Origin of the sequence: Cronobacter sp. JZ38 (assembly GCF_008932145.1) — a bacterium.
Taxonomy (GTDB): Bacteria; Pseudomonadota; Gammaproteobacteria; order Enterobacterales; family Enterobacteriaceae; genus Cronobacter; species Cronobacter muytjensii.
In genome coordinates this window covers 4,123,809-4,136,937 of the sequence record NZ_CP017662.1, presented here as the reverse complement: position 1 = coordinate 4,136,937, position 13,129 = coordinate 4,123,809, and the positions used below count along the sequence as shown (strand labels likewise).

At 56.6% G+C, this 13,129-nt stretch carries 5 protein-coding genes; 2 read left to right on the top strand and 3 right to left on the bottom strand.

Translation table 11 applies throughout. The features are described from left to right. Positions 1–97: 97 nt before the first annotated feature. The 3 genes from BJP61_RS19515 to gltB form a co-directional block, all read right to left on the bottom strand. On the bottom strand, positions 98–2,602 hold the full coding sequence (locus BJP61_RS19515; protein WP_255485408.1) for an autotransporter outer membrane beta-barrel domain-containing protein: 2,505 nt from the start codon (positions 2,600–2,602) through the stop codon (positions 98–100). 417 nt (positions 2,603–3,019) lie between these two features. Beyond that, the gene (locus tag BJP61_RS19510; RefSeq protein WP_171999141.1) at positions 3,020–4,438 is read right to left on the bottom strand and encodes a glutamate synthase small subunit; all 1,419 of its coding nucleotides are present in this window, start codon (positions 4,436–4,438) and stop codon (positions 3,020–3,022) included. A 13-nt stretch (positions 4,439–4,451) separates the two neighbouring features. Continuing rightward, a complete protein-coding gene (gltB, locus tag BJP61_RS19505) occupies positions 4,452–8,912 on the bottom strand; it encodes a glutamate synthase large subunit (protein ID WP_171999139.1) in 4,461 nt (1,486 codons plus the stop codon). A gap of 684 nt (positions 8,913–9,596) precedes the next feature. On the opposite strand from gltB, the gene BJP61_RS19500 reads away from it, so the two are divergent. Further along, on the top strand, positions 9,597–10,532 hold the full coding sequence (locus BJP61_RS19500) for a TIGR01212 family radical SAM protein (protein ID WP_161579932.1): 936 nt from the start codon (positions 9,597–9,599) through the stop codon (positions 10,530–10,532). Between the two features lie 111 nt (positions 10,533–10,643). After that, positions 10,644–12,983: an aerobic respiration two-component sensor histidine kinase ArcB gene (gene arcB / locus BJP61_RS19495; protein WP_075193260.1), complete on the top strand. Its 2,340-nt coding sequence runs from the start codon at positions 10,644–10,646 to the stop codon at positions 12,981–12,983. Positions 12,984–13,129 lie beyond the last annotated feature (146 nt).

Here is a 13,129-nt window from a genome sequence, read left to right as displayed (position 1 = left end):
ACGTCTCCACATAATGAAAAGCCGGTATGTTTGCGCATACCGGCTTTTTTATTGTTAAACCGCCCCGAGAGGCGGTTGTGCTTTTATGCGCGCCCGATTACCAGCGGTAGTTCACCAGCATATGGCCGGAGTACGCATTGTAGGAGTTGTCGCCCCATTCGCTGCTAACGCGGAAGGATACGGTTGTTGCGTCGTTCATTTTGCCGCTCACGCCGGTTTCCAGCTGGAAGCGATTAGACGGCACGTTTGAATCGAGCGTCTCGTCATTAAAGTTCAGATCGCTCATGCCGTTACCGATGAGCCAGTTCACCGCGCCGTAAGGCTGCCAGGCTTCCACCGATTTCTGATCGACATAGCTCGCTTTAAGACCGACACGGCCCAGCACAGCATCATCATCCGGCGTACCGACGCGGGTGCCGTTATATTCGACGTGATAATCCTGATCCAGATGGCTGTAAATCACCTGACCCTGCGGTTCAAATTTCATGGTGCGCGCCTTTTCGGACGGTACCAGCCAGGCGTGGCCCAGCTCCAGCGAGGCGGCATAGCCCTGGCTGTCATACTTCTCGCCCGGCATGTCATCGCCGTTCACCTGGCTGTTATACCAGCTGTAAGACGCCCAGCTGTCGATATAGCTGCCGAGGCGCAGTTTTTCGTCTTCCTGCCAGGTGGCATAGAGACCAAGGTTGTAGCCGTTAACGCGGCCATCAGCCGAGCGCGTGTTGTGGCGCGCATCGGCCGTTGTGTCGCTATAGCCTGCGCCGAGCATGAAGCCGCTGTGCAGTGTACCGGTTGAGAGATTTTTGCTCAGCACGTCGCTACCCAGTTGCACCACGGCGGAGCGAATTTTGTATTTGAGGTTGCTGTCGGCGAAGTGGCCGTCGTTATACTCGCCTTTGACATACATCCAGGTGTTCAGATCGTCGGCGTCGCGCAGCATCAGCTGATCGCGGTCATCGCGTTTATGCATAAACATCTGCTGCGCCGCCAGGTAGTTGGCCATGTAGACACCAGCTTCCGGACGGTAGACTTCCGGCGCCGGAGGCGTATTGCCGCCATCGTCCCCGCCGTTATCGTTGCCGCCATTATCGTCCGGATCAGGTGTCGGATCGGGCGTTGGTTCCGGGGTATCGCTGGCTTTTGATTCCAGATACCAGTTGCCGTCATCGTGCTGATAGAGGTCATATTCCCACATCCCTGCGACAACCGGTTTATCCAGCGTGAAGGACGCATCAGAAGCGCCGCCGACGCTAATAAGCTCAATGCCGTTGATGGTCTGCGCGCCCTGACCGCCGATATTAGTGACTTCCAGCGAAGAACTGCCCGCGCTGTTGCCGGTAATAGCCAGATGATCGGTCGGGGAGTCGTCTGCTCCCGCCTCGGTGTTCATCACGATAAGGCTGCCGGTGTCGCCAGTGTAATTGCCATCAATAGTAAACGCGTTACCAACGCTGTCGTCGCCCGCAATTTGCAGCGTGCCCTGGTTGGTGACATCGCCGGTGATCGTGTTACCGGACGCAGGCGTCGTGGCGTTTTCATTGCCGCTTACCGCATTCCAGGACGCCAGCACGCCGCCTGCGGCGATAACCACGTTACTGTTTACCGTGCCCGCAGAAGCAAATGTGGCGCCATCGTTGATATTGATATTCCCTGTGCCTCCGTTCGGCCCTATCGTGCCGTTTTCGGCAAGCAGCGTCGTGCCGCCGTTGAGCGTGGTATCGCCGCTATAAATGTTATTGCCGCTCAGCGTCAGGGTGCTGGCATTTTCTTTCACCAGATTACCGGTTCCGGAGATATCGCCCGCGAAACTATAGTCCGCCGCCTGGTCGAAAATCAGCGTCCCGTTATTGGTGACGTTGCCCTGGAGCGCCGCGTTATCGCCGCTGCCGGTACCGATTTGCAGCGTGGCGTCAGCGTCGATAAGCGATGCGCCGGTATTTTTTACCTCGCCGCCAAGCGTCAGCTTGCCGGTTTTTACGATAAGGCTGTCGCCGTCGCCAGTCAGATCGATATCACCGGTCAGCGTCCAGTCGCTGCCGTCCATCGTCAGCGATGTAAATCCTTCACCGGTATTTGCGCCAGTAAAATTGCTGTCTTCGTTGCCGCTGTCGTTGAGGGTAATTGTACTGTTCGCTGAGCCTGTCGTGATCACATCGCCTTGCAGCACCGAGCCTTCTTTCAGGATTAGCGCATTATTGCCGTCGTTTTCAAAAGAGATCGCATAATCACTGCCGGAGATTGTACCGGTATTAATGATGGTGACGTTATCGCCGTTCAGAACGTCAATGGCGGTCCCGGTGCTGGTGATGGCGCCTTTATTTTCCAGCGTCATCATGGTTGATGACTGACTGGAAATATCAATCACCATCGCGTTACCGTTAACGTTTTTAATGGTGCCGTTATTAATAATCGAGGTAACGCTTTTGCCTTTAACCAGCGCGCTTGGGTCGCTGGTGGTAGACGACATCGTTACGCCATCGGCAATCACATACTCTTTGTCACCGCTGAAGATATAGGTGTCTTCGGTATCTTCATCGATATTGGTGACGGCATATGAGAGCGAAGGGGTGAAGAGCACCATGGCAGGAAAGATGCCTGCCATGAGGTTTGCAATTCTGTTTTTCCTGAATAATTTAGAATCATTCATAATTACGTCCAATATAATAATGTGTTGAATAAGAGTCGGCGTCGCCGCAGATTATTTCATTGCTCACGTAAATAACATGCCTTCCGAAAAGATGCAGAATTTATAAATATAAAATATGAATGTATTTAGCAGTCTGATTTCAGGCAGGCCGTTTATTTATTGATTCTGTAAATGAACGGCGTCAGGTCAGGGGAGCGGCAAAGCGGCTAAAATAAAGGTTATCCGGTAAAGAGTGAAAAATAGTACGAGGAGAGAAATATTTTGTCTGGTGAATAGTCTCTTTTCGGAAACAAAAAAAGATTGATTTATTAATAGTGGAAATAAAAAAGGGAAGCGCGAGGCTTCCCTTTGAGAGCGTGTGAACGGCGAGGCTCAGACCTCGAGATAGTTCATGATGCCGTCCGCCGCTTTACGTCCCTCAGCGATAGCCGTCACCACCAGATCCGAGCCGCGCACGATATCGCCGCCAGCAAAGATTTTCGGGTTGCTGGTCTGGAAGGCATTGTCGTGGCCTTCCGGCGCAATCACCCGGCCCTGTGAATCAAGCTCAACGCTGTGCTGCGCCAGCCACTCCATGCTATGCGGACGGAAACCGAACGCCATGACCACGGCATCAGCGGGCAGTACATGTTCAGAGCCCGGCACGATTTCCGCGCGACGACGGCCTTTCTCATCCGGTTCGCCCATCTGTGTGCGCGCCATCTTCACGCCGCATACTTTGCCATTAGCGTTGATCTCAACGCCGAGCGGCTGCACGTTGAACTGGAACTCCACGCCTTCTTCTCGCGCGTTTTTCACTTCACGACGCGAGCCCGGCATGTTCTCTTCATCACGACGGTACGCGCAGATAACGTGGGTCGCGCCCTGGCGCACCGAGGTACGCACGCAGTCCATCGCGGTATCGCCACCGCCCAGTACCACTACGCGCTTGCCTTCCATGCTGATGAAAGGCTGCTGCGCGTCTTCCTCAAAGCCCATAATCTGGCGGGTGTTGGCGATGAGGAACGGCAGCGCTTCATACACGCCCGGCGCGTCTTCGTTCTCAAGCCCGCCGCGCATCGACTGATAGGTGCCGACGCCGAGGAACACCGCGTCATACTCCTGTAGCAGCGCGTCCATCTGAATGTCGCGGCCCACTTCAGTGTTGAGCTGGAACTCAATGCCCATGCCGGTGAAAATTTCGCGGCGGCGGGTCATCACCTCTTTTTCCAGCTTGAACGCGGGAATGCCGAAGGTCAGCAGGCCGCCGATTTCCGGGTTGCGATCGAATACGACGGCTTTCACGCCGTTGCGCGTCAGCACATCGGCGCACGCAAGGCCCGCCGGGCCCGCGCCGATGATCGCAACGCGTTTGCCGGTCGGTTTCACGCCGGAGAGATCGGGCCGCCAGCCCATTTCGAACGCCTTATCGTTGATATAGCGCTCAATATTGCCGATGGTCACTGCGCCGAATTCATCATTCAGCGTGCAGGAGCCTTCGCACAGCCTGTCCTGCGGGCAGACGCGACCGCAGACTTCCGGCAGCGTGTTGGTCTGGTGAGAAAGCTCGGCGGCTTCGAAAATGCGCCCCTCGTTGGCAAGCTTCAGCCAGTTGGGGATATAGTTATGGACCGGACATTTCCATTCGCAGTAAGGGTTGCCGCACGACAGGCAGCGGTCTGCCTGTGCTTTGGCCTGGCCTTCTGAGAAGGGCTCATAAATTTCCACAAACTCAATTTTACGGATCTTAAGCGGCTTTTTTGGCGGATCAACGCGCTGTAAGTCGATAAATTGGTAAACGTTCTGACTCATCAATCGTGACCTCTTACTGCGCCTGCACCCGCAGCTCGGCTGCGGAACGACTACGGTGACCCAACAATGCTTTGACATCACTGGACTTCGGTTTAACGAGCGCGAACTTCGAGGAGAACGCCGGCCAGTTTGCCAGAATCTCTTCGCCGCGATGCGAACCGGTCTGCTGAACATGCTCGGTGATAAGCCCGCGCAGATGTTCTTCGTGAATCGCGAGATCGTCTACATTCAGCACTTCAACCAGCTCCGGGTTCACGCGCTTGCGGAATTCACCATCTTCATCCAGGACATAGGCGAAACCGCCCGTCATGCCCGCGCCAAAGTTGACGCCGGTTTTGCCAAGAATGCAGACAATGCCGCCGGTCATGTATTCACAACCGTTATCGCCGATGCCTTCCACGACCGTAATAGCGCCGGAGTTACGCACCGCGAAGCGCTCGCCCGCGCGGCCTGCGGCGTAAAGACGGCCACCCGTCGCGCCATACAGGCAGGTATTGCCAATTATGCTCGCTTCATAGCTTTTGAACGACGACCCTACCGGCGGACGAATCGCGAGCAGACCGCCCGCCATGCCTTTACCGACGTAGTCGTTGGCATCGCCGGTCAGGTGCAGCTCCACGCCGCCTGCGTTCCAGACGCCGAAGCTCTGGCCTGCGGTGCCGGTGAAATACGCTTTAATCGGGTCGGACGCGAGGCCCTGATCGCCGTGCGACTGCGCGATATACCCCGACAGCAGCGCGCCTACAGAGCGGTCAGTATTGCGGATATCAAACCAGAACGTTTTGCTCTGGCGACTTTCCACATACGGTTTCGCCTGCGCCAGCAGTTGCGCGTTCAGGTCGCCTTTATCAAACGGCGGATTACTCTCGGTGCAGTAGACCGCTTTGCCTGGATGCGGCTCGGCGGTTTCCAGCAGTTTCGCCAGATCCAGCTTCTGCTGCTTCGCCGTAAAGCCTTCCAGCTCTTTCAGCAGGTCGGTGCGGCCAATCAGATCCACGAGGCGCGTCACGCCAAGCTGCGCCATGAGTTCGCGCGTTTCACGGGCAATGAATTCAAAGTAGTTGGTCACTTTGAACGGCAGACCGTGATAGTGGTTTTTACGCAGTTTGTCATCCTGGGTCGCGACGCCGGTGGCGCAGTTGTTCAGGTGGCAAATACGCAGGTATTTACAGCCGAGCGCCACCATCGGGCCGGTGCCGAAACCGAAGCTTTCCGCGCCGAGGATGGCTGCTTTAATGATATCGAGGCCGGTTTTCAGACCACCGTCCACCTGGAGACGAATCTTATGACGCAGACCGTTCGCCACCAGCGCCTGCTGGGTTTCCACCAGGCCGAGCTCCCACGGACAACCCGCATATTTCACGGAAGAGAGCGGGCTGGCGCCCGTGCCGCCGTCATAACCGGCAATGGTAATGAGATCCGCATAGGCCTTCGCCACGCCGGTCGCGATGGTGCCAACGCCCGGCTCGGAGACCAGCTTCACGGAGATCATCGCCTTCGGGTTGACCTGTTTTAAGTCGAAAATCAGCTGCGCCAGATCTTCAATCGAGTAGATGTCATGGTGCGGCGGTGGGGAGATAAGCGTCACGCCCGGCACCGAGTAACGCAGTTTAGCGATGTACGGCGTCACTTTATCGCCAGGCAACTGACCGCCTTCGCCAGGTTTTGCGCCCTGCGCCACTTTAATCTGAATCACATCGGCGTTGACCAGATATGCTGGCGTCACGCCGAAGCGCCCGGAAGCCACCTGTTTGATACGCGATACTTTGTTGGTGCCGTAGCGTGCCGGGTCTTCGCCGCCTTCGCCGGAGTTAGAGAAGCCGCCGAGGCTGTTCATCGCCTCCGCCAGCGACTCATGCGCTTCGGGGCTCAGCGCGCCGATAGACATCGCTGCGGTGTCAAAACGTTTAAACAGCTCGCTTGCCGGTTCGACATTCTCCACGCGGACGGCTTCGCCCTGCGGGTTCAGCGCCAGCAGATCGCGCAGCGTTGCCGCCGGGCGTTCGTTCACCAGCGAGGCATATTGCTGATAATCACTGTACTCGCCGCTCTGCACCGCCTGTTGCAGCGTGCGCACCACGTCCGGGTTATAGGCGTGGTATTCGCCGCCGTGCACATATTTCAGCAGCCCGCCCTGGGTAAGCGGTTTGCGGGCAAGCCAGGCGCGTTTTGACAGGTTTTGCAGATCCTGTTCGAAATCCGCAAAGCCCGCGCCGCCGATGCGGCTGACCACGCCCTGGAAGCAGAGCTCAGAGACATCACGATGCAGACCGACGGCTTCAAACAGTTTGGAGCAGCGGTACGAGGCAATGGTCGAAATGCCCATTTTGGACATGATCTTGTACAGCCCTTTGTTGATGCCGTTGCGGTAGTTCAGCATCACGCTGCGGTAATCTTTTTCGATAGCGCCGGTATCGACCAGTTTCGCCAGCGTTTCGTAGGCGAGGTACGGATAGATGGCGGTCGCGCCGAAGCCGAGCAGCACGGCGAAGTGGTGCGGGTCGCGAGCGCTGGCGGTTTCCACAATGATATTTGCGTCGCAACGCAGGCTCTGTTCCACCAGACGCGTCTGGATAGCGCCGACGGCCATCGGCGCCGGAACCGGCAGACGGTCTTTGGCGATATTACGATCCGACAGCACCAGCAGCACAGTGCCGTTGCGCACCATCTGTTCCGCTTTATCGCACAGCGCTTTGACGGTCTCTTCGAGCGTCGTCTGCGCCGGTTCGAAGGTGATATCGAGCGTATCCGCGCGATAGTGCTCTTCTTCAAGCGTGGTGAGCTGTTTAAAGTCAGAGTAAAGCAGGATCGGTGATTTAAAGCTCAGACGATGCGCCTGACCTTCGGCTTCGCAGAAGACATTCATCTCGCGGCCAATGCTGGTGGCAAGCGACATCACGTGCGCTTCGCGCAGCGGATCGATAGGCGGGTTAGTCACCTGCGCGAACTGCTGGCGGAAGTAGTCATAGATAATGCGCGGCTGGCTGGAGAGCACGGCGAACGGCGTATCGTCGCCCATCGAGCCTACGGCTTCCTGGCCGTTTTCGCCCAGCACGCGGATGACGGCGTCCAGCTCTTCATTACTGTAGAAGAACTGTTTCTGATAGCTTTCCAGCAGCGCGTCGTCCATCTCACGCTGACCCACCTGATCGTCAGGCAGATCTTCAAACGGCACCAGACGGCGGACGTTTTTCTCCATCCATTCTTTATACGGATGGCGGCTTTTCAAATCGTTGTCCGTTTCCGCCGAGTGCAGAATGCGCCCGCCGCGGGTGTCGATAACCATCAGCTCGCCAGGCCCGACGCGGCCTTTTTCCACCACTTCGTCAGGCTGGTAATCCCAGATGCCCACTTCAGAGGCGCAGGTGATGAGCTTGTCTTTGGTGATGACATAGCGCGCCGGGCGCAGGCCGTTGCGGTCGAGGTTACAGGCGGCGAAACGGCCATCGGACATCACGATGCCCGCCGGGCCATCCCACGGCTCCATGTGCATGGAGTTAAAGTCGAAGAACGCACGCAGCTCCGGGTCCATATCCGGGTTGTTTTGCCAGGCCGGCGGCACCAGCAGACGCATGGCGCGCACGATATCCATCCCGCCCGCCAGCAGCAGCTCAAGCATGTTATCCATGGAGCTGGAGTCGGAGCCGGTTTCGTTAACAAACGGCGCGGCGTCGTGCAAATCAGGAATAAGCGGGGTCTGGAATTTATAAGTACGCGCGCGCGCCCACTGGCGGTTACCCGTGATGGTGTTGATTTCACCGTTATGCGCCAGATAGCGGAACGGTTGCGCCAGCGGCCAGCGCGGCACGGTGTTGGTGGAGAAGCGCTGGTGGAACAGGCAGATGGCCGATTCCAGACGCAGATCCGCCAGGTCCAGGTAGAAGCGCGGCAGATCCGCCGGCATACAGAGACCTTTATAGATGTTCACCAGATTCGAGAGGCTACAGACGTAGAACTCTTTGTCATCAACCAGACGTTTTTCAATGCGACGGCGAGCGATAAAAAGGCGGCGCTCCATATCGCGTGGACGCCAGCCTGCCGGGGCGTTCACAAAAATCTGTTCAATGCGCGGCATGGAAGAAAGCGCAATTTCACCCAGCACGCCTTCGTTGGTCGGCACGACGCGCCAGCCCACAATAGACAGGGTTTCCCGCTGTAACTCTTCTTCCACGATACGGCGCGCGGCGCTGGCTTTCTCAGGATCCTGATTCAGGAACAGCATGCCAACGGCATAATTCTTGGCTAAACGCCAGCCGAGCTCCTCGGCGACCATGCGGAAAAAGCGATCCGGTTTTTGCAGCAGCAGGCCGCAACCGTCGCCGGTTTTACCATCGGCGAGAATAGCGCCGCGGTGTTGCATGCGCGCCAGCGCATGGATCGCGGTACGCACTACCTTGTGGCTAGGTTCGCCTTCTATGTGGGCGATCAGGCCGAAACCACAGTTATCCCTCTCAAGGGATTTATCGTACAACATATCAGTGAACCTCCCCAGGCTCTGCGGGACTCCCTCCTGTACCGATGGCGCGCGGGCGCAAAAAGGGTGTGGCGACAGGGTATTGCGCGTCATTCGCATACCTTGCGTGTCGCCCTCCGGATATCCTTTTTCATCGGTACATCGTCGTTGAGGACTTACTTAAGAGGGAATCTCATTTACTGCATAAATATGATGAGCAGAACGCTCATCGAGAAAGCTTCCAGCGAATTTCCAACTTATCGGGAATCCGCACACAGGTCAAATGTCATTCTTATTTATTCAAAACTGTGCTAAAGCGAAGTTATCGCTTTGAAAAACAAATACATTTAACCTTTTTTACATTGCCTTTTCCGGGTGATAAGCGGCGGTGATGTGTGATCTGACTCACTATAAGAAAGCGGCTATATGTGGATAGCACGCTGTTATTGCGTTTTAAAGCAGCACGATCTGTTGCTGAATGCCCGCGAGCCGCATAAACGCTCTGTTTTTTACGGTCCGTCATAATCCTTAAATAATCGCCGCGATCATAAGGAAAAGTAATTAGCATTTAGGTGACTAAATCGTCGGTTATGCTGAATGGTTATTCAACAGATAAAGGCAGGGCGGGGCGCTTGATCCATGTCATCGCCGGAAAGATATAAAAATGGCAGGCTGACGCCCTTTCGCTGGGCGGCTTTTCAGATTATGCAGTTACAAAAATTAGTCAATATGTTTGGCGGCGACCTGACGCGTCGTTACGGCCAAAAAGTTCATAAACTCTCTTTGCATGGCGGCTTCAGTTGTCCTAACCGCGACGGTACGCTCGGGCGCGGCGGCTGCACCTTCTGCAATGTCGCCTCGTTCGCCGATGAAACCCAGCAGCATCTCTCTATTGCCCAACAGCTGGCTCAGCAGGCCGTGCGGGTGGATCGCGCGCGCCGCTATCTCGCTTATTTTCAGGCCTATACCAGCACGTTCGCCGAGGTTAACGTACTGCGGGAGATGTATCAGCAGGCGATAAGCCAGGCGGATATCGTCGGGCTGTGCGTCGGCACCCGTCCCGACTGCGTGCCGGAAAGCGTGCTGGATCTGCTGGCGGGCTATTGTGAGCAGGGGTATGAAGTCTGGCTGGAGCTGGGGCTGCAAAGCGCACAGGATAAAACTCTGCACCGAATCAACCGCGGGCATGACTTCGCCTGTTATCAGCATACCGCACGCCGGGCGCGGGCGCGGGGGCTGAAAGTTTGCACGCATCTGATTGTTGGCCTGCCGGGCGAAACCGGCGCCGACGCGCTGGCGTCGCTTGAACGCGTCGTGGAGACCGGCGTGGACGGCATTAAATTGCATCCGCTGCATATCGTCGAAGGCAGCATCATGGCGAAAGCCTGGCGGGCCGGGCGACTGGCCGGGATCGCGCTGGAGGAGTACGCCGTCACGGCCGGGGAGATGATTCGCCACACGCCGCCTGAAATCATCTACCATCGTATCTCGGCCAGCGCTCGCCGTCCGACATTGCTGGCGCCGCTGTGGTGCGAGAACCGCTGGACCGGAATGGTGGAGATCGATCGTTACCTTAATCAGCATGGCGTTCAGGGCTCGGCGCTCGGACGACCCTGGCGCGGCGCGCCTGACGCGCCTTAAGCGCTGCTTTTTCCGCCACTCGCCATTTTACCCCGCACTTTTTTGCCTGAATTGCCGCCTCAGGGGCGGATTTAGGTATTATTGAACGGAATATCAGTACAGGAATCCTTTATGAAACAGATCCGCATGCTGGCGCAGTATTACGTTGATTTACTGGTAAAGCTTGGCCTGGTGCGCTTTTCGCTGCTGCTGGCTCTCGCGCTGGTGGTGCTGGCGATGGCGGTGCAAATGGCCGTGACGATGGTGCTGCATGGTCAGGTTGAGAGCATCGATGTTATCCGCTCAATTTTCTTCGGTCTGTTGATTACGCCCTGGGCGGTCTATTTCCTGTCGGTGGTCGTGGAACAGCTGGAGGAGTCGCGTCAGCGGCTCGCGAAACTGGTCGATAAGCTTGAAGAGATGCGCGAACGCGACCTGAAGCTTAATGTGCAGCTCAAGGACAATATCGCCCAGCTCAATCAGGAGATTGCCGATCGCGAAAAAGCGGAAGCCGAGCGTCAGCATATGCTGGAGCAGTTAAAAGTGGAGATGAAAGAGCGCGAAGTAACGCAAATTCAGCTGGAGCAGCAATCTTCCTTCCTGCGTTCGTTTCTCGACGCCTCGCCGGATCTGGTGTTCTACCGCAACGAAGATAAAGAGTTTTCCGGCTGCAACCGCGCGATGGAGTTGCTCACCGGTAAAAGCGAGAAACAGCTCATTGGCCTGAAGCCGCATGAGGTCTATGCGCAGGAAGCGGCGGAAAAAGTGCTGGAGACCGACGAAAAAGTCTTCCGCCATAACGTCTCGCTGACCTACGAGCAGTGGCTCGATTACCCGGACGGGCGCAAAGCCTGCTTTGAGATCCGTAAAGTGCCGTATTACGACCGCGTGGGCAAGCGTCACGGGTTGATGGGCTTCGGGCGCGACATTACCGAGCGTAAGCGCTACCAGGACGCGCTGGAGCGCGCCAGCCGGGATAAAACCACGTTTATCTCTACCATCAGCCATGAACTGCGCACGCCGCTCAACGGCATAGTGGGCTTAAGCCGCATTCTGCTGGATACCGACCTCAGCGCCGAGCAGGAAAAATACCTGAAAACAATCCACGTCTCCGCGGTGACGCTCGGCAATATTTTCAACGATATTATCGATATGGATAAAATCGAACGGCGTAAAGTGCAGCTCGACAACCAGCCTGTCGATTTCACCAGCTTCCTGGCGGATCTGGAAAACCTCTCTGGCCTGCAGGCGCAGCAGAAAGGGTTGCGCTTTGTGATGGAACCTGTCCGGCCAGTGCCGCATAAGGTACTGACTGACGGCACGCGTCTGCGTCAGATCCTCTGGAACCTCATCAGCAACGCGGTGAAATTCACCCAGCAGGGCCAGGTGACAGTACGCGTCAGCTATAACGAAAACGAACAGCTACGCTTTGAGGTGGAAGATTCCGGCATCGGTATTCCGCAGGAGGAGCAGGACAAGATCTTCGCCATGTATTATCAGGTGAAAGACAGTCAGGGCGGCAAACCGGCCACCGGAACCGGGATTGGTCTTGCGGTATCGCGTCGCCTTGCGAAAAGCATGGGCGGCGATATCACCGTATCCAGCAAGCCAGGCCAGGGGTCAACATTTATCCTGACAGTGCAGGCGCCGCGCGTGGCGGAAGAAGTGGAAGACACGCTGACCGATGACGAAATGCCGCTGCCGGCGCTGCATGTGCTGCTGGTGGAAGACATCGAACTTAATGTGATCGTCGCAAGTTCGGTGCTGGAAAAACTCGGCTGTAGCGTCGAGGTGGCGATGACCGGCAAAGCGGCGCTGGAGATGTTCAGCCCCGGCGAGTTCGACCTGGTGCTGCTGGATATTCAGCTGCCGGACATGACTGGCCTTGATATCTCGCGCGAGCTGCATCGCCGCTACGCCCGCGAGGCGCTGCCGCCGCTGGTGGCGCTGACGGCCAACGTGCTGAAAGATAAAAAAGAGTATCTGGAGGCCGGCATGGACGACGTGCTGAGCAAACCGCTGGCGGTGCCGGCGCTCACGGCGACGATTAAAAAGTTCTGGGATACGCAACCTGACGATGAGGAGCATGACGTGACGACAAGCGATGACGGCAAGCAGGAGGCGCTGCTGGATCTCCCGATGCTGGAACAATATCTGCAGCTGGTTGGCCCGAAACTCATCACCGATGGTCTGGCGATGTTCGAAAAAATGATGCCGGGTTACCTGAGCGTGCTGGAATCTAACCTCACCGCGCGCGATCAAAAGGGCATTGTGGAAGAGGGGCATAAAATCAAAGGCGCTGCCGGCGCGGTAGGGTTGCGTCATTTGCAGCAGCTGGCGCAGAAAATCCAGTCGCCCGATCTGCCGGCATGGTGGGATAACGTTGGTGAATGGATCGAAGAGCTGAAGCAGGAGTGGCCGCACGACGTAGAAGCGCTGAAAGCGTGGGTTGCCAGTGCCGGAAAAAAATGACCCCGGCTATACCGGGGTGCGCGAATACTGCGCCAACACCAGGGAAATCGTGGCCTCGCCATTGATTAGTGATGTTGATCTTTTTAACTACGTGGCGCGGCCTGAGTAATCAATGCGCTCGTACATAAGATAGCAAATCTTAAATG

What these genes read in the sequence shown, in the direction of transcription:
- BJP61_RS19510 (WP_171999141.1), bottom strand. Translation starts at nt 4,438, where the DNA reads ATGAGTCAGAACGTTTACCAATTTATCGACTTACAGCGCGTTGATCCG.
- BJP61_RS19500 (WP_161579932.1), top strand. Translation starts at nt 9,597, where the DNA reads ATGCAGTTACAAAAATTAGTCAATATGTTTGGCGGCGACCTGACGCGT.
- gltB (WP_171999139.1), bottom strand. Translation starts at nt 8,912, where the DNA reads ATGTTGTACGATAAATCCCTTGAGAGGGATAACTGTGGTTTCGGCCTG.
- arcB (WP_075193260.1), top strand. Translation starts at nt 10,644, where the DNA reads ATGAAACAGATCCGCATGCTGGCGCAGTATTACGTTGATTTACTGGTA.
- BJP61_RS19515 (WP_255485408.1), bottom strand. Translation starts at nt 2,602, where the DNA reads ATGGCAGGCATCTTTCCTGCCATGGTGCTCTTCACCCCTTCGCTCTCA.